We start from the raw sequence: 19,127 nt of genomic DNA, 5'->3' as shown, positions 1-19,127 counted from the left end.
GGGTTATTCGGCGGCGCGGGCGCGCGGGCCCGGTGTCGCGCGCAGGCGCGCGAGCAGGGCGGCTTCGGCCACCTTGACGCGCGCGATCGCCGCGCTCTTGATCGGGCCGAAGCCGCGGATGTCGAGCGGCAGGGCGGCGAGTTCGGTTGCCAGCGCGTGAGTTTCGGGCGCGAGCCGCCCGATCAATTCCGCGACCAGGGTTTCGTAGTCGGCGATCAGGCGGCGCTCCGCCTTGCGCTCGGCCGTGCGCCCGAAGGGGTCGAACGGCGTTCCGCGCAGCACCTTGAAGGGCGCGAGCAGGCGCATCGCCGCCAGCATCCACGGGCCGAACGCGCGCTTGACCGGGGCGCCGGTCGCCGGATCGCGTTCGCCCAGGAACGGCGGCGCCAGATAAACGGTAAGGCGCGGCGCGCCCTCGAACGTGTCGGCGAGCGCGCGGGCGAAGCGGCCGTCGCCGTAAAGCCTGGCGACCTCGTATTCGTCCTTGTAGGCGAGCAGCTTGTAATAGGCGCGGGCGACCGCCTCGGCGAAGCCGCGGCTATCGGGGGCGCGCGTCGCCTCGGCCGCGCGCGCGGCGGCCACCAGGGCGCGGTAGCGTTCGGCGTAGGCCGCGTTCTGGTAGAGGGCGAGATCGTTGGCACGGCGCGCGACGAAACCGTCGAGGCCGCCCTGGTCCGCGCGCGCGGGCAAGGCGGCGGCAAGCCCGGCCGCGCGGGCGACCGCGAGCGGATCGACGGCGAGCCGGCGGCCCCAGGCGAACGCCGCGAGGTTCATGTCGGTCGAAACCCCGTTGAGTTCGATGGCTTGTGCGATGGCCGAAGGCCCGACCGGCAGCAGGCCCTTCTGGCAGGCGAACCCGAGCAGCAGCACGTTGGCGCCGGCGGCGTCGCCGAGGAGCGCGCGGGCAAGGCCGGTCGCGTCCACCCAGTCGGGGTCGCGGCCCGCGGTCGCCGCCGCGATCGCCTGGCGCAGGCGCGTTTCCGGAAATTCGGCGTCGGGATCGTGGGTGAAGGCGGCGGTCATGGTTTCGTGGGTGTTGACCACCGCCCGCGCCCGGTCTGGGGCGAGAGTGGGCAGCGTTTCGGCGCTGGCCGCGGTGACCAGGTCGCAACCGAGCAGCAGGTCGGCCTCGCCCGCGCCGATGCGCGCGGCGCGCAAGTCCTCCGCGCTCGCGGCGATCCGCACGTGGCTGAAGACTTCGCCGTTCTTCTGGGCGAGGCCGGCGACGTCGAGCACGGAAACGCCCTTGCTTTCCATGTGAGCGGCCATGCCGAGCAGCGCGCCGATGGTGACGATGCCGGTACCGCCGATGCCGCTGACCACGATGCCGTAGGGACCCTTGCCGGACGCGCGCGCGGGTTCGGGCAGCGCGGCATCGAAGGCTTCGGCCGACGCGCCCGCGTTTCGGCGGCCGCGGAGCCGCCCGCCCTCGACGGTGACGAAGCTCGGGCAAAATCCCTTGAGGCAGGAGAAATCCTTGTTGCAGGAGTCCTGGTCGATGGCGCGCTTGCGTCCGAGTTCGGTCTCGACCGGCACGATGGCGACGCAGTTGGACTGCACGCCGCAATCGCCGCAGCCTTCGCACACCTCTTCGTTGATGAACGCGCGGAGCGGCGGGTCGGGTATCTTGCCGCGCTTGCGGCGGCGGCGCTTTTCCGCGGCGCAGGTCTGGGCGTAGACGATTGCCGACACGCCCGGCCATTCGCGCAAACTCCGCTGCACCTGATCCAATTCGTCGCGGTGATGCACGGTGGTGCCCGGCGCCAGGCCGGGATGGCCGCGGTAGAGTTCCGGCTCCTCGGCCACCAGCGCGATCCGCTCGACGCCTTCGGCGCGCACCTGGGCGATGATGCGCGGCGGATCGAGCGGCCCGTCCATCGGCTGGCCGCCGGTCATGGCGACGGCGTCGTTGTAGAGAATCTTGTAGGTGATGTTGACGCCGGCGGCGACCGCGGCGCGGATGGCAAGCAGGCCGGAATGGAAATAGGTGCCGTCGCCGATGTTGGCGAAAACGTGCGGCGTGGCGGAAAACGGCGCCTGGCCGATCCAGGCCGCGCCTTCGCCGCCCATGTGGGTGAAGGTGGCGGTCTCGCGATCCATCCACAGTGCCATGTAGTGGCAGCCGATGCCGGCGAGCGCGCGCGAACCCTCCGGCACCCGGGTCGAGGTGTTGTGCGGGCAGCCGGCGCAGAAATAGGGAATGCGTTTGGGAAGATTCGCGGGCGCAGCACGGCGCTTTTCGATCGCGTCGAGGCGGGCGAGGCGCTCGGCGATCCGGGCGCCGTCGCCCAAGCGGGCGAGCCGGGGCGCGAGCGCGCGCGCGATCGCTTCCGGTCCGACCTCGCCCGAAGGCGGAAACAGCCAGGAGCCCCCCTCGTCGCGCTTGCCGATCACGCGCGGCGCGCCGGCGCCGTAGAGAATGTCCTTCACCTGCGGTTCGAGCAGCGCGCGCTTTTCCTCGACCACCGCGATCTCCTCCAGCCCGCGCGCGAAATCGCGCACGGTCAGCGGATCGAGCGGCCAGGCGAACCCGATCTTGAGCAGGCGCACGCCGTGGGCCGCCGCCCAGGCTTGGTCGACGCCGAGAAGCGCCAGCGCCTCCGTCAGGTCGCGGAACGTCTTGCCGCCGGCGATCAGGCCGAGGCGGGCGTGGGTGCGGTTCCACATCGCCCGGTCGAATCCGTTGGCACGGGCGAAGGCGGCGGCGGCCGGAATCTTGAAGCGGTAGAGCCGGTCCTCCTGTTCCATCGGCGGATCCGGCCAGCGCGTGTGAAAGCCGCCCGGCGGTTGGGCGACATCGGAGGGAAGGACCGCCCGCGCCCGGGCCGGATCGAGAACCACGGAGGACGCGGCGTCGATCACGTCGGCGACCGCCTTGATTCCGACCCAGCAGCCGGAAAAGCGCGACAGCGCGAAGCCGAGCAGGCCGAAGTCGATCAATTCCTGCGTGTCCGCCGGATGGAGGAGCGGCATGCCGGCGTCGACCAGGGCGAAATCGCTCTGGCTCGGCACGGTCGAGGATTTGCACGCGGGATCGTCGCCGGCAAGCGCCAGCACGCCGCCGAGTCGCGAGGTGCCGGCGAGATTGGCGTGGCGGAAGACGTCGCCGGAGCGGTCGACGCCCGGGCCCTTGCCGTACCAGATCGCGAACACGCCGTCGCGGCGCGCGTCGCCGAACAACGGCAACTGCTGCGTGCCCCAGATGGCGGTGGCGGCGAGGTCTTCGTTGACCGCGGGGTGGAAGCGCACGTCGGCGGCGGCGAGAAACGGCTGCGCGCGCCCGAATTCCCGGTCGACGCCGCCGAGCGGCGAGCCGCGATAGCCGGTGACGTAGCCGGCGGTCGCGAACCCGGCTTCGGCGTCGCGCCGGCGCTGGTCGAGGCACAGGCGCACCAGCGCCTGGGTTCCGGTCATGAAGGCGCGGCCCTCGGTCAGGCGGTATTTGTCGTCGAGCGCGACGCGGACATGCGCCATGCGATCTCTCCTCCCCCGGAAAGGTTAGTCGCGGGCCCCGGGCGAAACAACGGCGACGGGTTTGCAAAGCTCGCGGGAGCCTGTATACGGAAGTTTATCCGGGCTTTCGGGCATTTTTCCCATGACCGTTCTCGTCACCGGCGCCGCCGGTTTCATCGGGTATCACGTCGCCGCGGCGTTGCTGGCGCGGGGCGAATCCGTGCTCGGGCTCGACAACGTCAACGCCTATTACGACGTGAAGCTGAAGGAAACGCGGCTTGAGCGGTTGCGCGCGGCCAAGAACTTCGCGTTCGTCCGGGCCGATGTCGCCGACGCCGACGCGCTCGCGGCCTCGTTCGCCGCCCATCCCGCGATCGATCGGATCGTGCATCTCGCCGCCCAGGCCGGCGTGCGCCATTCGCTGAAGGAGCCGATGGCCTATGTCCGGAGCAACGTCGGCGGCCAGGTCGCCCTCCTGGAGGCCGTCCGGCGCCAGCCGAAACTGCGCCATTTCGTCTACGCCTCCTCGTCGTCGGTTTACGGCGGCAACGCCAAGCTGCCGTTCTCGGTCCACGACCGGACCGACTCGCCCTTGTCGCTCTACGCCGCGAGCAAGAAGGAGCAGGAACTGATCGCCCACGCCTACGCCCACATCTGGCGGGTGCCGGCGACGGGCTTGCGCTTTTTCACCGTCTACGGGCCGTGGGGGCGTCCCGACATGGCGGCCTACATCTTCGCCCGCCGGATCGTCGCGGGCGAGCCGATCCCGGTCTTCAACAACGGCGACATGCGCCGCGACTTCACCTTCATCGACGACATCGTCGCCGGCGTGCTCGCCGCCCTTGATCGCCCGCCCGTCGACGACGGCCGCCACCCGCCAGCGAGGCTCTACAACCTCGGCAACAGCCGTTCCGAACCGCTGACGCGCTACATCGATCTGATCGAAAAGGCGCTGGGGCGCAAGGCGGCCATGGAGATGCTGCCGCTGCAGCCGGGCGACGTCACCGACACCTACGCCGACATCGAGGACAGCCGGCGCGATCTCGGCTTCGAGCCGCGCGTGACGATCGAAGAAGGCATTCCCCGCTTCGTCGCTTGGTTCCGCGACTACCACAAGCTCTGAGACTCAGCCGTACAACGCTTCCAGCCTCTCCCCGTAGATCGCGCGCAGCTTGTGGCGGCGGATTTTCAGCGTCGGGGTCAACAAGCCGTTTTCGATGGTGAAAGGTTCGGGAGCAACCAGGAAGCGGCGGATTCTTTCGATCGGCGACAGCCCGGCGTTGACCCGATCCACGGCGGAGGCGAGCGCGGCGACGAGGTCCGGGTCGGCCGCCAGCTCCGCCGCGTCCCCGGTCTTGCCCCGGGCGCGCGCCCAGCCGTGCAGCCATTCCGCGTCCGGCACCAGCAGCGCGACCAGGTGGGGATGGCGGTCGCCGTAGACCATGGCCTGGGCGATCTCGTGTTCGAGCGTGAGCAGGCCCTCGATCCGCTGGGGCGAGACGTTGTCGCCGCCGGACACGACGATGATGTCTTTCTTGCGGTCGGTGATGACCAGATGCCCGTCGCCGTCGAAATGGCCGATGTCCCCGGTGTGCAGCCAGCCGTCGCGGATCGCCTCGCGCGTCGCCGCCTCGTTGTTCCAATAGCCTTGCATGACCAGTTCGCCGCGCACGAGGATTTCGCCGTCGGCGGCGATCCGCACTTCGGTGTCCGCGAGCGGCGGGCCGACCGAATGCATCTTGGCCGCGTTCGGGCGGTTGACGCTGATGACCGGCGCGGATTCGGTCTGGCCGTAGCCCTGCAGGATGCGCAGGCCGAGCGCGGTGAAGTAGAGTCCGATCTCGGGGTTGAGCGGCGCGCCGCCCGACACCAGCGCCTTGAGCCGCCCGCCGAACCGGGCGCGAACCTTGTCGCGCACCAGCCGCTCCAGCAGTCCATCGAACAGGCGCGCGCCGAGGCCGAGCGCCTTTGGGTCCAAGTATCGGCGCCGACCAAGTTCGAGGGCCTTGGCGAACAGGAAGCGGCGCAGCGCGCCGCTCTTGGCGACCCCGCGCGAGATGCGGGCGTGCAGGGTTTCGTAGAGGCGCGGCACGGCGGTCATGATGGTCGGGCGCGCCTCGACCATGTTGGCGGCGAGTGCCTCGATGCTTTCGGCGTAATAGATTTCGGCGCCGATGGCGATGGGGAAGAACTGGCCGCCGGTATGCTCGTAGGAATGCGACAGCGGCAGGAAGGAGAGAAACACCTCGCGCTCGATCCCGAGTTCGGCCAGCGCCCGCGCGGCGCCGCGGCAGTTGTGCAGGATGGCGCCGTGGCTCAAGACGACGCCCTTGGGTACGCCGCCGGTGCCCGACGTGTAGATGATGCACGCGGCGCGCGAGCGCGGCCACGACCAAGCCTTCTCGACCACATTCTCGTGACGCGCGCGCCCGGTTTCTATCAACTGGTCGAGATGGACGAGGCGCGGGCCCCGCCGGGGCGGATCGGGCGGCGGGTCCATGGCGGCGATGAAGCGGAGATCGGGCGCCTGGTCGGCGGCGGCGGCGATCCGTTCCGCGAACCGGCGCTGGGAAACGATCACGCCTTTTGCGCCGCTGTCCCTCAGGATATGGGCATAATCGGCGACGGTGTTGGTGATGTAGGCGGGCACCGTGATGCCGCCGATCGCCATGATGGCGAGATCGGCGATCACCCACGCCGGGCGGTTTTCGGACGCCAGCACCACGCGATCGCCCGGCTCGACGCCGGCGGCGACCAGGCCGCGGGCGAGCGCGCTCACCCGCGCCGCGGCGTCGCCCCAGCTGAGCGGCCGCCAAACATTGTCGCGCTTGCCCCACAGGAACGGACGGTCGCCGAGCGCGTCGACTTGATCGAAAAACATGGCCGCGAGGTTCGGCCAGCGCTCGAATCGGTCGCTTCCGGGGTGCATGGAATCCTTCGAATTCACGGCCCTATGCGGATGTCCGTTTACCGTTGCCTCCGGACTAATCCACCCGTATAGCTCTCGCCTTGCAAGGAGATTTTCCGTCCATGGTCCGGGCTCCCAAGGCGCGGCGGTCGGCCCGCGCCGCCAAACCCAATAAGTCCAAAACGCCGCCGCGCTGGTCGCTCGCCGATCTCTACGCCGCGCCGGACGACCCCCGGATCGAGCACGATCTTGCCTGGGTGGAGGAACGATCTCGGGATATGAACCGGCGCTGGCGCGGCCGCGTCGCGGGCCTCGCCGGCGCCGAATTCGGCGAGGCGGTCGCCGCCTACGACGCGATCGCCGACCGCCGCGCGAAGATCCACGCTTATGCGTCGCTGCGCCATGCCGCCGATCTCGCCGACCCGGATACCGGCCGGATGCTGCAGAACGTGACCGAGCGCCTGACCGACGCCGCCAAGCACACCCTGTTCCTGACCCTCGAGCTCAATCGGATGGAGGAAGACGCGCTCGCCCGCGCGCTCGAAGACCCCGCCGCCCGGCGCTACGCCCCGTGGGCGCGCGACACGCGCGTCTTTCGCGATCACCAGCTGTCGGACGAATTGGAAAACTTCGAACTCGACCGCTCCGCCACCGACGGAGCTTGGCCGCGCCTGTTCGACGAGACGCTCGCCGGAATGCGCTTTCGCGTCGGCGCGAGGACGCTGACCATCTCCGGCGCTCTCGATCGGCTCTCGGATCCCCGGCGGCCGTTGCGCCGGCAGGCGGCGCGGGCGCTGGCCGAAGGGCTCGCCCAGCGCGGGTCCCTGTTCGCGCTGGTCCTCAATACGCTCGCCAAGGACAAGGAGATTTCCGACCGCTGGCGCAAGTACGCCAGCCCGCTCGCCTCCCGCAATCTCGCCAACCATGTCGAGGACGAGGTGGTGAAGGCGCTTGTCGATTCGGTGCGGGAATCTTTCCCCCGACTCGCGCACCGCTATTACCGGCTAAAGGCGCGCATGCTCGGTCTCAAGTCGCTCGACTATTGGGACCGCAACGCGCCGTTGCCCAAGGTGTCCGTCCGTACCTACGGTTGGGGCGAGGCCGAAGCGATCGTGCTTGATGCGTTCCGTGCCTTTTCGCCGCGCATGGCGGAGATCGCCGGACGATTTTTCAGGGAACGCTGGATCGACGCGGCGCCCGCGCCGGGCAAGGATTCGGGCGCCTTTTCCCATCCCACGGCGCCGTCGGTCCATCCCTACATCCTGATGAACTACCACGGCCGCGCCCGCGACGTGATGACGCTCGCCCACGAACTCGGCCACGGCGTCCATCAAGTCCTCGCCGCGCCGCAAGGAGCGCTGATGGCGGACGCGCCGTTGACGCTCGCCGAGACCGCTTCGGTGTTCGGCGAGATGCTGGTGTTCCAGGCGATGCTGCGCAGCGAAACCGATCCGGCGCGGCGGCGCGTGCTGCTCGCCGGCAAGATCGAGGACATGCTCAATACGGTCGTGCGCCAGGCCGCCTTTCACGAATTCGAGCGCCGCTTTCACGACGCCCGTCGCTCGGGCGAGCTCGCGCCGGAAAGCATCGGCGCGCTGTGGCTCGACGTGCAGCGCGAAAGCCTCGGTCCGGCGTTCCGCTTCGCGCCCGAGTACCGCTGGTACTGGGCCTACATCCCCCATTTCGTCCATTCGCCGTTCTACGTTTATGCCTACGCTTTCGGCGATTGCCTGGTGAACGCGCTCTATTCGGTCTACCGCGGCGGGTACCCCGATTTCGAGCGGAAGTATCTCGACATGCTTGCTGCGGGCGGGACGCTGCGCCACCGCGAGTTGCTCGCCCCGTTCGGACTCGACGCCGGCGATCCGGCGTTCTGGCGGCGCGGCCTCGACGTGATCGCCGGTCTGATCGACGATCTGGAGGCGACGTGAGCGCGAAGCGCGGCGGCAGCGAAGACTCGCTCCGGCGGCGCGCGATCCGCGTCGCCCGGGTCGGCACGGCCATGGGCGGGATCGCCGCCAAGGCCGCGGGCCGGCGCCTGCTGCGCCGCCGCCCCGATACCGCCGCCGACGCCGCCGCCCTCAAGGCCGTGCTCGGCGCGCTCAAGGGCCCATTGATGAAAGTCGGGCAGATTCTTTCGACCGTGCCCGACCTGTTGCCCCCGGAATACACCGCCGAACTTGCCCACTTGCAAACCAACGCGCCGAGCATGGGCTGGGCGTTTGTGCGCCGGCGCATGGCGTCGGAACTGGGTCCCGATTGGCAATCGCGCTTCCGCGCCTTCGAGCCGGTGGCGGCGGCGGCCGCCTCGCTCGGCCAAGTGCATCGGGCGACGTCTCTCGACGGCCGATCGCTGGCCTGCAAGATCCAGTACCCCGACATGGGCGCGGCGGTGGAAGCCGATCTCGCCCAACTCAAGATCGCGTTCGCCGTCTACCGGCGCATCGACCGCGCCATCGACACCTCGCGGATTCACGAGGAGCTATCGGCGCGCCTGCGCGAGGAACTCGATTACCGGCGCGAGGCGCGCAACATGCGCCTCTATGGCGCGATGCTCAAACCGGAAAAGACGGTCCATGTGCCCGAGCCGGTCGCGGAACTGTCCACCGGGCGGTTGCTGACCATGAACTGGCTCGAAGGCCGACCGCTCAAGAGCTTCGTCGACGCGCCGCTCAAGTTTCGCAATACGCTCGCGCACAACATGTTCCGCGCTTGGTACGTGCCGTTCTACGACTACGGCGTGATCCATGGCGATCCGCACCTCGGCAATTACACGGCGCGATCCGACGGCGACATCAACTTGCTCGATTTCGGCTGCATCCGCGTCTTCCGCCCGCCGTTCATCCGCGCGGTGATCGACCTTTACTACGCGCTGCGCGACGACAACGAGGAACTGGCCGTTTCCGCCTATCGCACCTGGGGATTCAAAAATCTGGACCGCCGGTTGATCGCGATCCTGAGCCAGTGGGCGCGGTTCCTCTACGGCCCGCTGATGGAAGACAAGGTGCAGAAGATCCAGGACACCGGCGACACCGCCTACGGCGCGCGCGTCGCCGGCAAGGTGCACCGCGAGCTGCGTGACTACGGCGGCGTGACGCCGCCGCGCGAATTCGTGCTGATGGACCGGGCCGCGGTCGGCCTCGGCAGCGTGTTCACCCACCTCAAGGCCGAGGTCAATTGGCACCGCCTGTTTCACGACTTGATTAAGGATTTCGACGAGAAAGCCCTGAGCGAACGGCAGCGCAAAATTCTGGCGCGGTTCGACATTCCCCCGTCGGACTGAATGGTGATAGACTGATCGGCGCTAAATAAAAGCGGGGGCGAGGGATGATCATTACCACCACCGACGGCGTGGACGGACGCAAGGTCGCGTCTTACCTCGGTCTCGTTTCGGGCGAGACGGTGATGGGAACCAATATCTTCCGTGACCTGTTCGCCAGTGTCCGCAACATCGTCGGCGGCCGCTCCGGGGCCTATGAGAAAGAATTGAAGGCCGGTCGCGAAGCCGCCATCGCGGCGTTGACGGAACAGGCCCGGGCTCTCGGCGCCGATGCGGTGGTCGGGGTTGATCTCGACTATGAAGTGATCGGCGGCGACGACAAGACGATGCTGATGGTCAGCGTCAACGGCACGGCGGTCAAGTTGGCCTGATCGCCGGGGCGCGCTGGACCGGGGGATTCGGTGGAACGGCTCAACGTCAAGAAGGACACATTCGTCTTTCGCGAAGGGGACCAAGGCGACGCCGCGTATGTCGTCGATCTCGGCGCCATCGCCATCGTCAAGGCTATCGACGGGGAGGCGATGCGGCTCGCCACCGTCAGGCAGGGCGGCATGTTCGGGGAAATGGCGATCCTCGACGGCTCGCCGCGCATGGCGGGCGCGCAGGCGATCGAAGACACGACCCTCATCGTCGTGCCGCGCCACGCCATCGAATCGAAGCTCGGAAAATCCGACCCGTCGCTGCGGACCGTGTTCCGGGTCCTGGTGCAGAACCTGCGCAACGTGCACCACGCCTACATCAGGCGCCCGCGCAGCACCCAGGATTTTCTCAATCTGATCGAATACAACCTCACCAGTCTCAGCGCCTACATGGACAAGACCGAGGACCGCGCGCTCGCCGAGTCGGCCCGAAGTCCGATGCGCTCGATCGCTTCGGCGCTGCTCGACCTCAAGCGCACGTTCGACGGACATGCCGACCGGCGCGGCAGCGTGTTGGAGGAAGCGGAACTGACGGTGCCCCGGAAACGGGACAAATCGCCCGGAAATTAAGATTTATTCTCTTCGCGACGGCTTGCTTTGCGCCGCCGGGCGCGGCATAACCAGCCCTTATCGAGGGCTCAATACGACCCGGTTCCAAACCCCCAACGATCCCATCATGAAAATCGCCGTTCTCAAGGAAATCCGTCCGGGCGAACGCCGGGTTGCCGCCTCGCCCGACGCGGTCAAGAAGCTCGCCGCTCTCGGCGTCGAGGTGGTGATCGAAGCGGGAGCGGGCGCAGGCAGCGCCTTCGCCGACGACGCGTTCAAGGCGGCCGGCGCGACCATCGCGTCGACCGCGGCCGAGGCGCTTGGGCAGTCCGACATGATCTGGAAGGTACGCGCGCCGCAGGCGGGCGAAATCGCGGCCATGAAGAAGGGCGCGATTTTGGTCGCTCACATGGCGGCGTTGACCGACCGCGCCGGGGTGCAGGCGTGCGCCGACGCCGGGCTTACCGCGTTCGCCATGGAATTGATGCCGCGCATCACCCGCGCGCAAAGCATGGACATTCTGTCCTCCCAATCCAACCTCGCCGGCTACCGCGCCGTGATCGAGGCGGCTTCCGAATTCGGGCGCGGTTTCCCGATGATGATGACGGCGGCGGGCACGGTGGCCCCGGCCAAGGCGTTCGTTATGGGCGTCGGCGTCGCCGGCCTGCAGGCGATCGCCACCGCCAAGCGGCTCGGCGCGGTGGTGACGGCCTATGACGTCCGCGCCGCGACCAAGGAACAGGTCGAAAGCCTCGGCGGCAAGTTCGTGGTGGTGGACGAGGAGGCGATGAAGACCGCCCAGACCACCGGTGGCTATGCCAAGGAAATGAGCGAGGACTACAAGAAAAAAGAACAATCGGTTATCGCCGAACATATCAAGAAGCAGGATATCGTCATCACCACCGCCCTGATCCCGGGCAAGCGCGCGCCGATTTTGGTGACCGAGGACATGGTCCGCTCGATGGCGCCGGGCTCGGTGATCGTCGATCTCGCGGTCGAGGCGGGCGGCAACGTCGCCGGGGCCGAGGCGGACAAGGTGGCCGTCAAGCACGGCGTCAAGATCGTCGGCCACACCAACATGCCGAGCCGCATTGCCGCCGACGCCAGCGCGCTGTTCGCGCGTAATCTGCTCAATTTCCTTACGCCGATGATCGACAAATCGACCAAGGCGCTCGCCATCAACTGGGACGACGAGATCGTCAAGGGCACGCTGGTGACCCGCGACGGCAAGGTCGTCCATCCCATGCTCGCGGGAGGGAACTGACATGGACGTCAGCCAGGTCGCCGGCCACGCCGCCCGCCTCGCCGAGGAAGCCGCCAAGCTCGCCGCGTCCGCCGGCAAGCTCGCCGCCGAAACCGCCCAGCTTTCGGGCGCGACCTCGGGCGCGGGCGATCCGTTCCTGGCGCTGTTTACCGTGTTCGTGCTCGCCTGTTTCGTCGGCTTCTACGTGGTGTGGAGCGTGACGCCGGCGCTGCATTCGCCGCTGATGGCGGTGACCAACGCGATTTCCTCGGTGATCGTGGTCGGCGGGCTGTTGGCGGCGGGGCCCCAGGACATGAATTTCGCCAAGATCATGGGCTTTCTCGCGGTGATGCTCGCCTCGGTCAACATCTTCGGCGGGTTCATCGTCACCCAGCGCATGCTCGGCATGTTCAAGAAAAAGGCGAAAAAGCCATGAGTGCGAGCACGAGCGGGTTTGCCTATCTGATCGCCTCGGTGCTGTTCATCCTGGCGTTGCGCGGTTTGAGCTCGCCGGAAAGCGCGCGCACCGGCAACCTGTTCGGCATCGCCGGCATGGCGGTGGCGGTGCTCGCGACGCTTGCCGATCCCGGCGTTCTCTCCTACGGCATGATCATCCTCGCGATCCTGATCGGCGGCTCGATCGGCACCGTGGTCGCGCTCAAGATCAACATGACCGCGCTGCCGCAGCTGGTCGCCGCGTTCCACAGCCTGGTCGGCATGGCGGCGGTGTTCGTGGCGGCGGCCGCGTTCTACAACCCGCAAGCGTTCGCCATCGGCACGCCCGGCGCGATCAAGACCGCGAGCCTGATCGAAATGGCGCTCGGCACCGCCATCGGCGCGGTCACGTTCTCGGGTTCGGTCATCGCCTTCGCCAAGCTGCAGGGGATCATGAGCGGGGCGCCGATCACGTTCCCCGGCCAGCATAAGCTGAATGCCGCCATCGGCGCGGCGATCGCTTTGCTCACGGTCGTGTTGATCTTCAGCCAATCGGCATCGGTGTTTTGGCTGCTGGTCCTGCTCTCGCTGCTGATCGGGTTCCTGCTCATCATCCCGATCGGCGGCGCCGACATGCCGGTTGTGGTGTCGATGCTGAATTCCTATTCCGGCTGGGCGGCCTGCGGCATCGGCTTCACCCTTTCCAACCCGGCGCTGATCATCGTCGGCGCGCTGGTCGGCTCCTCGGGCGCGATCCTCAGCTACATCATGTGCAAGGGGATGAACCGCTCGATCATCAACGTCCTGCTCGGCGGCTTTGGCGGCGAAACCGCGGGCCCGGCAGCGGCGGCCGGCGGGCGCGACCGCAACGTCAAGGCCGGCAGCGCCGAGGACGCCGCGTTCCTGATGAAGAATGCCTCCAAGGTCATCGTCGTGCCTGGCTACGGCATGGCGGTCGCCCAGGCCCAGCACGCGCTGCGCGAAATGGCCGACAAGCTCAAGGCCGAGGGTTGCGAGGTCAAGTACGCGATCCACCCGGTCGCCGGGCGCATGCCCGGGCACATGAACGTGCTGCTGGCGGAAGCGAACGTACCCTACGACGAGGTGTTCGAGCTCGAGGAAATCAACCACGAATTCGCCACCGCCGACGTCGTCTACGTCATCGGCGCCAACGACGTGACCAACCCGGCAGCCAAGACCGATCCCAAGAGCCCGATCTACGGCATGCCGGTGCTCGACGTGGAAAAAGCGAAGGCGGTGCTGTTCGTCAAGCGTTCGATGGCGTCAGGCTATGCCGGCGTCGACAACGAACTCTTCTTCCGCGGCAACACGATGATGCTGTTCGGCGACGCGAAGAAGATGACCGAGGAGATCGTCGTCGCCCTCGGCTGATCCCGCGCGCGGTCGTTCACACCGGAAAGCGGAACTGTTCGGGCCGGGTCGTGGCGCGTCCGTCGCTCTTGCGCCGCCCGGTGCGCGAACGGAGCTTGGCGTTCTCCTCCTCCAGGAAGCGGGTCTGCAGGGCGAGCCGCACGGCCTGCGCGGAAATGCCCTGGACGCCGTGGACGAACCAGTCCTGGACGGTGCGGCGGTGGCAGTCGAGCACCTCGGCGAGTCGGTCGGCGTAGCGCGCAAGGCTCATCCCCGGACCGAACAGCGCGACGCAGGCCGCGCGCACGTCCTCGGGTTTCATCCGCGCCGGCGGATGCCTGCCGGCGGGAACTTTGGAGCGTAACCGCGCCATGGCGGGTCTCCCCGGGTCAGGACGCGAGATTAGCACCAATCCGGCGCGGCTGGGGAGGGGAGCGCGTCAGCAGCAAGATCCCGCCCCCTTGCCGCCCTGTGCTTGGACGGGCGGGCAGGGGACCGAACCGTAGGAGCAGAACACGCAGCAATCGCCGGCCTTGGGCTTGAGGGCCGCGCCGCAGCCGGGGCAAGTCCAGCGGACCAGACAGTAATCCTCGGGCATGCGCTCGGGCGTCGCCCGCGCGCACGAAGGACAAGTCAGTACCGAGTCGAGGATCGGGGCGGGAGTGTTCACGCGACGGATCATAGCACCCCCACAAACGACGTCAGGCGAATGCGTGCTAAACAGCATAACGCCGCCGGGACACGGCGGCGTTTTTTCAGCCCTGGGGCCGGGTTCAGAACCCTTCGCGTTCGAGGCGCTTGCGTTCGAGCTTGCGGGTGCGGCGGATCGCTTCGGCTTTTTCCCGGGCCCGGCGTTCGGACGGCTTCTCGAACGCGCGGCGGATCTTCATTTCCCGGAACACGCCCTCGCGCTGGAGTTTCTTCTTCAGGACCTTGAGGGCTTGATCGACGTTGTTGTCGCGAACGGTAACCTGCACGGGCTCTTTCGCCTCCAATGGCGTTAAACTTCGGGTTGGTCGGGCTCGCGACCGGGGTTTTCCCCCGCTTCGGAGCGGGCAGGGCTTCTAGCACGCGGGCGACGGCTTGAAAAGGCCGGAAACGGCGGGTTAACTGGCCCCACCGTCCCACGGGAGCCCCTTAAGGAGCCCAAGACCTTGGCCATTCTCAAGATTGCCCGCATGGGCCACCCGGTTCTGGCCCGTCCCGCGGAGCCGGTGGCGGACCCGACCGCGCCCGAAATCCGGGCCTTGGTGCAAGACATGGCGGAAACCATGCGCGATGCGCCGGGAATCGGCCTCGCGGCGCCCCAGGTCCACGTGCCGCTGCGGGTCGTGATTTTCGACGTTCCGCCCGCGCGCGGCGAGGCCGACACCGAAGGTCCGGCGCGGTTCCCGGAAGGGCTCAACATCCTGGTCAATCCCGTCATCGAGCCCTTGGGCGAGACGATGGAGGAAGACTGGGAAGGCTGCCTTTCGGTGCCGGGCATGACCGGCCGGGTCCCGCGCTTCGCCCGCATCCGCTATTCGGCCGTCGATCTGGATGGGCGCAGCTTCGCGCGGGAGGCTGCCGGGTTTCATGCCCGCGTCGTGCAGCACGAATGCGATCATCTCGACGGCATCGTCTATCCCATGCGCATGCGCGATCTCGCGAGCTTCGGCTTCGTCGAGGAAATCCGCAAGGCGCACGGGCAGGAGGCGGGCGAGGAGGAATAAGCGATGGCCAAACGGAAATCGAAAGCGCAACCGAAACCGAAAGCCGGCCGTGCGACGGATATGGAGCGCCTGCGCGACGCCATTCTTGCCGCCGCTCTCGTTCACGTCGCCTTCGACGGCTGGACGGCAAAGGCGCTCGCCGCCGGAGCCCGGGACGCCGGCGCCGGGCCGGCCGGGCTCGCGCGCGCTTTCCCGGGTGGACCCAGGGATGCGGCCCGGCATTTCGGCGCGTGGGCCGACCGCCGCATGACCGAGGGGCTCGGCCGCCAATTGCGCCGCAAGCCGATGCGCACCCACGAGCGCGTCGCCGCCGCAGCGCGCGCCCGGTTGCACGCACTCGCGCCGCACCGGGAGGCGGTCCGCCGCCTGGTCGCGTTTCTCGCCCTTCCCAACAACGCCCGGTTGGCGCCGAAGCTCATGTGGCGGGCGGCCGACGCGATTTGGCGCGCGGCCGGGGATGCATCGACCGATTTCAACTACTACACCAAGCGCGCGCTCCTTTCGGGCGTCTACGGCACCACCCTGATGTTCTGGCTCACGGACGAGAGCGAAAATTTCGCCGCGACCGACGCGTTTCTCGATCGGCGCATCGCCGACGTTATGAAAATCTTCTCGCTGCGCGCCCGCCTCAAGTCGGCCGGCGACGGAATCGCGTTCGCGAAACGGGTCGCCGACGCCTTCGGGCGCCTGGTTCCGCCCGGGCTCGCGCGCCGCTGGGGACAAGGTTTTGGGCGGGGCCGGCCGCCCCGGGCGGCGCGGACGTAGGCTCCGGCCGGGGTGCGTGCTAGGCTGGCCGGTAACGAGCGAAAGGCACAGGCCATGACGCCTCGGGATGATCCCCGCGATCGCAACCAAACGGATGCCGACGCCGATGTGCGTTTCGGCGGCGGCGTCGCCTCGCCGTTCGCGCCCCGGACCGACGCGCCGATCCTGGTTCGGGGGTTGGATTCCGGGCGCGGCGCCGCGGCCGCGGCGTCGGACGACGCCGGGACCTTCACATCCGCGTTCGCGCCCGCGGCCGGCGAAAGCACGCTCGCCGACCATTTTCTCGCCTGCTGCCGGTTGGGGCGCTATCTCACCGTCGCCGCCGGCGGCCGATTCGTCATCACCGACGATTTCCGTCTCGCCGCCGCCGTGCCCCCCGCCGACGCCGCGGCGATGGCTTCGATCTATTCGCGCGATTTTCTGGTGGCGGAGGCGGCGCTGTTGCCGCTCGGCCGGTCGGCGGCGGCGCTCACCGGCCGCGAGCGCGCGAAATACGAGCGCCTGTTCGACCTGATCGAGGCACACGCGCTTGCACCCGGCGTCAAGACCTCGGCGCACGCGATGCTGGAGCGGGATTTCAGCCTGATCGATTTGAGGGCGATCGAGGGTGAGCTCGACCTTCGTCTGTCGCCGGCCCGCAACCGCTATCGCGAATTCCTGGCGGTGGTCGCCCGATTGATTCAGGGCGACGTGGCGGCGCGCGATTTCGTGCAGGAATTCGTCGACTTCACCCGCACCGTGGCCGGCCGGCTCGATTTCGGCATCTACAGCTTCTGCATCGATCGGATCTTCGGCAGCGAACGGATCTCCCAGGGGGTCAAGCGGGTGCTGGCGGCGGAAATCGTCAAGTATCCCCCGCTGGTGCGGCGCGAGCTGATCACCAATATCCTGGTTTTGCCGGGAGTGGCGCCCGAAATCGTCGCCTTCGTGCGCAAGCTGATCGCCGACCGGCTCGACCGGGCGCAGCTGATCGAGATCGAGCTCCTGGAAGCGGTGAAGGTTTCGCGCCTGTCCATGGGCGAGATCGAGCAGCGGCTTCGCCGCGAAGCCCGTCCCGCCTATTAATACCCGCTAGTGGGTGCGCGTGCGCTTGTTGGCCCAGGCGACGACCACCGCGAACACCGTGAAGGCGGCTAGCGATGCGACGAGAAAAATCGTTTCTCCTCCGGTCATGGCGATTCCCCTTAATCCATAATTGAATTATGGGAATATTCGCCGAAAGACCTAATAACATCAAGAAATTTATGGGTTTAGTTTTGCCGCGCCCGACTGGGCGAGGGATCCCTTGGGGAAAAGCCGGGTGACGTGACCCATCTTGCGGCCTTCGCGCGCCTCGCCCTTGCCGTAGAGGTGCAGGCAGGCCCCGGGTTCGGCCGCGAGCTTGGGCCAGCTCTCCACGTCCCGGCCGATCAGGTTGGTCATGATCGCGTCCGAATGGCGTTCGACCGTGCCGAGCGGCAACCCGGTGATGGCCCGCACCAGTTGCTCGAACTGGCTGACGGGACAGGCGTCCAGGGTCCAGTGGCCCGAGTTGTGCGGCCGAGGCGCGATTTCGTTGACCAGCAGCCGCCCGTCGCGCGCGACAAACATCTCGACCGCGAGCAATCCGACCACGCCGAGCGCGGCGGTGATCGCTTCCGCGTATTGGCGCGCCCTCTCGGCAAGCGCGGGCGCGATGCGCGCCGGCGCCGTGGTGGTGTCGAGGATGTGGCGGGTGTGCACGTTCTCGACCGCCGGATAGGCGGCCATGGCGCCGTCGAGTCCGCGCGCGACGATCACCGAAATCTCCCGCTCCAGGTCGATGAACCCTTCCAGGATGCCCCATTCGGCGCCCATCGCCTTCCAGGCGGCGGCGAGGTCGTCGCCCGGCGCGATCTTGACCTGGCCCTTGCCGTCGTAGCCGAGTTGCGCGGTCTTGAGCACGGCGGGCAGGCCGATGTCGCGCGCCGCGACATCGAGCGCTTGGACGCTCCGGATCGTCCGCCATGGGGCGGTGGCGATGTCGAGTTCGTTGATGAACGTCTTTTCTTCGATCCGGTCTTGGGCCACGGCGAGAACGTCGGCGTTCGGGCGCGTCGGCTTGAACCGAGCGAGATGGCGCACGCACTCGACCGGAATATTTTCGAATTCAAAGGTGACGACATCGACGGCGCGGGCGAAAGATTCGAGCGCGCCGCCGTCGTCGTAGGGCGTGACGACGGTTCGCTCTGCCACCTGGCCGGCCGGCGAATTCGGCTCGGGCGTAAGGATATGGCAGCGGTAGCCGAGCCGGGCGGCGGCGAGCGCGGTCATGCGCCCGAGTTGGCCGCCGCCGATGATGCCGATGACGCTTCCGGGCGCAAGCGGCGCGGTCGGGTTCATCGCGAACGGCGCCGCCGCGATCGAGTTTCGGGCGGTTCGTCCTTCGGCTTTCGCGCGATGGCGGCGGTTTGCGCCGCGCGCCAGGAATCGAGCCGGGCGCGCACGCGCGCGTCCCCGGTCGCGAGCACGGCGGCGGCGAGCAGCGCCGCGTTGATCGCCCCGGCGCGGCCGATCGCGAGAGTCCCGACCGGTATGCCGGGCGGCATCTGGGCGATGGAGAGCAGGCTGTCGAGTCCCTTCAGGGCCTTCGATTCGACCGGAACTCCGAACACGGGCAACGCGGTCAGTGCCGCCGTCATGCCGGGCAGGTGCGCGGCGCCGCCGGCGCCGGCGATGATCGCCTTGAGGCCGCGCGCGCGGGCGGAAAGGGCGTATTGGTAGAGGCGCTTCGGGGTGCGGTGGGCGGAGACGATTCGCGTCTCGAACCGGACGCCGAGTGCCTTCAGCGTCTCGACCGCGTGTCGCAACGTCGCCCAATCGGACTGGCTGCCCATGATCACGCCGACCTCCGGCTTGCGCCGCGATCGAGCCGATTTGCGTTGTTTTCGGGGCGAGGGCATGGGCGCTTCCGGGGTGCGGGAAGCGGGGGATTATAGGCGCGGAGCCTTGGCTGACAAGCCTCGACCGGGCG

At 68.1% G+C, this 19,127-nt stretch carries 18 protein-coding genes; 11 read left to right on the top strand and 7 right to left on the bottom strand.

What is annotated here, in order from left to right; genetic code table 11:
* Positions 1–3 precede the first annotated feature (3 nt).
* Complete coding sequence (locus tag FJ311_03365) at positions 4–3,474, bottom strand: indolepyruvate ferredoxin oxidoreductase family protein (protein MBM3950473.1); 3,471 nt, start codon at positions 3,472–3,474, stop codon at positions 4–6.
* 121 nt (positions 3,475–3,595) lie between these two features.
* On the opposite strand from FJ311_03365, the gene FJ311_03360 reads away from it, so the two are divergent.
* The gene (locus FJ311_03360; protein MBM3950472.1) at positions 3,596–4,576 is read left to right on the top strand and encodes an NAD-dependent epimerase/dehydratase family protein; all 981 of its coding nucleotides are present in this window, start codon (positions 3,596–3,598) and stop codon (positions 4,574–4,576) included.
* Between the two features lie 3 nt (positions 4,577–4,579).
* On the opposite strand, the gene FJ311_03355 is transcribed toward FJ311_03360, so the two are convergent.
* Positions 4,580–6,382 carry a long-chain fatty acid--CoA ligase gene (locus FJ311_03355; GenBank protein ID MBM3950471.1) on the bottom strand — a complete coding sequence of 601 codons (1,803 nt, stop codon included), beginning with the start codon at positions 6,380–6,382 and terminating at the stop codon, positions 4,580–4,582.
* Between the two features lie 101 nt (positions 6,383–6,483).
* On the opposite strand from FJ311_03355, the gene FJ311_03350 reads away from it, so the two are divergent.
* From FJ311_03350 to FJ311_03320, 7 genes are all read left to right on the top strand, one after another.
* On the top strand, positions 6,484–8,292 hold the full coding sequence (locus tag FJ311_03350) for a M3 family oligoendopeptidase (GenBank protein ID MBM3950470.1): 1,809 nt from the start codon (positions 6,484–6,486) through the stop codon (positions 8,290–8,292).
* A gap of 71 nt (positions 8,293–8,363) precedes the next feature.
* Positions 8,364–9,644: an AarF/ABC1/UbiB kinase family protein gene (locus FJ311_03345; protein MBM3950469.1), complete on the top strand. Its 1,281-nt coding sequence runs from the start codon at positions 8,364–8,366 to the stop codon at positions 9,642–9,644.
* Between the two features lie 44 nt (positions 9,645–9,688).
* Positions 9,689–10,012 carry a YbjQ family protein gene (locus FJ311_03340; protein ID MBM3950468.1) on the top strand — a complete coding sequence of 108 codons (324 nt, stop codon included), beginning with the start codon at positions 9,689–9,691 and terminating at the stop codon, positions 10,010–10,012.
* A 30-nt stretch (positions 10,013–10,042) separates the two neighbouring features.
* Positions 10,043–10,630: a cyclic nucleotide-binding domain-containing protein gene (locus tag FJ311_03335; GenBank protein MBM3950467.1), complete on the top strand. Its 588-nt coding sequence runs from the start codon at positions 10,043–10,045 to the stop codon at positions 10,628–10,630.
* A gap of 106 nt (positions 10,631–10,736) precedes the next feature.
* On the top strand, positions 10,737–11,873 hold the full coding sequence (locus FJ311_03330; protein ID MBM3950466.1) for a Re/Si-specific NAD(P)(+) transhydrogenase subunit alpha: 1,137 nt from the start codon (positions 10,737–10,739) through the stop codon (positions 11,871–11,873).
* Position 11,874: 1 nt separating this feature from the next.
* A complete protein-coding gene (locus tag FJ311_03325; protein ID MBM3950465.1) occupies positions 11,875–12,288 on the top strand; it encodes an NAD(P) transhydrogenase subunit alpha in 414 nt (137 codons plus the stop codon).
* Positions 12,285–13,679 carry an NAD(P)(+) transhydrogenase (Re/Si-specific) subunit beta gene (locus FJ311_03320; GenBank protein ID MBM3950464.1) on the top strand — a complete coding sequence of 465 codons (1,395 nt, stop codon included), beginning with the start codon at positions 12,285–12,287 and terminating at the stop codon, positions 13,677–13,679. The genes FJ311_03325 and FJ311_03320 overlap by 4 nt, the downstream gene beginning before the upstream one ends.
* A gap of 16 nt (positions 13,680–13,695) precedes the next feature.
* On the opposite strand, the gene FJ311_03315 is transcribed toward FJ311_03320, so the two are convergent.
* The 3 genes from FJ311_03315 to rpsU all read right to left on the bottom strand — a co-directional run bounded on the left by FJ311_03315 (position 13,696) and on the right by rpsU (position 14,635).
* Positions 13,696–14,031 carry a hypothetical protein gene (locus FJ311_03315; protein ID MBM3950463.1) on the bottom strand — a complete coding sequence of 112 codons (336 nt, stop codon included), beginning with the start codon at positions 14,029–14,031 and terminating at the stop codon, positions 13,696–13,698.
* Between the two features lie 66 nt (positions 14,032–14,097).
* Positions 14,098–14,340 (bottom strand): hypothetical protein, encoded by a 243-nt coding sequence (locus FJ311_03310; GenBank protein ID MBM3950462.1) that lies wholly within the window; start codon positions 14,338–14,340, stop codon positions 14,098–14,100.
* A gap of 91 nt (positions 14,341–14,431) precedes the next feature.
* Positions 14,432–14,635: a 30S ribosomal protein S21 gene (rpsU, locus tag FJ311_03305; GenBank protein ID MBM3950461.1), complete on the bottom strand. Its 204-nt coding sequence runs from the start codon at positions 14,633–14,635 to the stop codon at positions 14,432–14,434.
* Between the two features lie 177 nt (positions 14,636–14,812).
* Here rpsU and def point away from each other — a divergent pair, with 177 nt between their 5' ends.
* From def to FJ311_03290, 3 genes are read left to right on the top strand one after another with little or no spacing between them, the layout of a single operon-like run.
* Positions 14,813–15,370, top strand: a complete 558-nt coding sequence (gene def / locus FJ311_03300) for a peptide deformylase (protein ID MBM3950460.1) — start codon at positions 14,813–14,815, stop codon at positions 15,368–15,370.
* 3 nt (positions 15,371–15,373) lie between these two features.
* Positions 15,374–16,135 carry a COQ9 family protein gene (locus FJ311_03295; protein ID MBM3950459.1) on the top strand — a complete coding sequence of 254 codons (762 nt, stop codon included), beginning with the start codon at positions 15,374–15,376 and terminating at the stop codon, positions 16,133–16,135.
* Between the two features lie 54 nt (positions 16,136–16,189).
* The gene (locus FJ311_03290) at positions 16,190–17,200 is read left to right on the top strand and encodes a hypothetical protein (protein ID MBM3950458.1); all 1,011 of its coding nucleotides are present in this window, start codon (positions 16,190–16,192) and stop codon (positions 17,198–17,200) included.
* A 177-nt stretch (positions 17,201–17,377) separates the two neighbouring features.
* Here FJ311_03290 and FJ311_03285 read toward each other — a convergent pair whose 3' ends face one another.
* Together FJ311_03285 and purE are read right to left on the bottom strand one after the other, a co-directional pair.
* Positions 17,378–18,496 (bottom strand): 5-(carboxyamino)imidazole ribonucleotide synthase, encoded by a 1,119-nt coding sequence (locus FJ311_03285; protein MBM3950457.1) that lies wholly within the window; start codon positions 18,494–18,496, stop codon positions 17,378–17,380.
* Entirely contained in the window at positions 18,493–19,056 is a 564-nt protein-coding gene (gene purE, locus FJ311_03280; GenBank protein ID MBM3950456.1) for a 5-(carboxyamino)imidazole ribonucleotide mutase, read from the bottom strand. The genes FJ311_03285 and purE overlap by 4 nt, the downstream gene beginning before the upstream one ends.
* Between the last annotated feature and the right edge of the window lie 71 nt (positions 19,057–19,127).

Source organism: Rhodospirillales bacterium, from assembly GCA_016872535.1.
GTDB lineage: Bacteria > Pseudomonadota > Alphaproteobacteria > Rhodospirillales > 2-12-FULL-67-15 > 2-12-FULL-67-15.
Note: the sequence above shows the minus strand (reverse complement) of the source record. Positions and strands in the feature narration are given on the sequence as shown.

Excerpts from the sequence above, each read along its gene's own strand:
- FJ311_03365 (MBM3950473.1), bottom strand. The coding sequence starts at position 3,474 with ATGGCGCATGTCCGCGTCGCGCTCGACGACAAATACCGCCTGACCGAG.
- FJ311_03360 (MBM3950472.1), top strand. The coding sequence starts at position 3,596 with ATGACCGTTCTCGTCACCGGCGCCGCCGGTTTCATCGGGTATCACGTC.
- FJ311_03355 (MBM3950471.1), bottom strand. The coding sequence starts at position 6,382 with ATGCACCCCGGAAGCGACCGATTCGAGCGCTGGCCGAACCTCGCGGCC.
- FJ311_03350 (MBM3950470.1), top strand. The coding sequence starts at position 6,484 with ATGGTCCGGGCTCCCAAGGCGCGGCGGTCGGCCCGCGCCGCCAAACCC.
- FJ311_03345 (MBM3950469.1), top strand. The coding sequence starts at position 8,364 with ATGGGCGGGATCGCCGCCAAGGCCGCGGGCCGGCGCCTGCTGCGCCGC.
- FJ311_03340 (MBM3950468.1), top strand. The coding sequence starts at position 9,689 with ATGATCATTACCACCACCGACGGCGTGGACGGACGCAAGGTCGCGTCT.
- FJ311_03330 (MBM3950466.1), top strand. The coding sequence starts at position 10,737 with ATGAAAATCGCCGTTCTCAAGGAAATCCGTCCGGGCGAACGCCGGGTT.
- FJ311_03325 (MBM3950465.1), top strand. The coding sequence starts at position 11,875 with ATGGACGTCAGCCAGGTCGCCGGCCACGCCGCCCGCCTCGCCGAGGAA.
- FJ311_03320 (MBM3950464.1), top strand. The coding sequence starts at position 12,285 with ATGAGTGCGAGCACGAGCGGGTTTGCCTATCTGATCGCCTCGGTGCTG.
- FJ311_03315 (MBM3950463.1), bottom strand. The coding sequence starts at position 14,031 with ATGGCGCGGTTACGCTCCAAAGTTCCCGCCGGCAGGCATCCGCCGGCG.
- FJ311_03310 (MBM3950462.1), bottom strand. The coding sequence starts at position 14,340 with ATGATCCGTCGCGTGAACACTCCCGCCCCGATCCTCGACTCGGTACTG.
- FJ311_03295 (MBM3950459.1), top strand. The coding sequence starts at position 15,374 with ATGGCCAAACGGAAATCGAAAGCGCAACCGAAACCGAAAGCCGGCCGT.
- FJ311_03290 (MBM3950458.1), top strand. The coding sequence starts at position 16,190 with ATGACGCCTCGGGATGATCCCCGCGATCGCAACCAAACGGATGCCGAC.
- FJ311_03285 (MBM3950457.1), bottom strand. The coding sequence starts at position 18,496 with ATGAACCCGACCGCGCCGCTTGCGCCCGGAAGCGTCATCGGCATCATC.
- purE (MBM3950456.1), bottom strand. The coding sequence starts at position 19,056 with ATGCCCTCGCCCCGAAAACAACGCAAATCGGCTCGATCGCGGCGCAAG.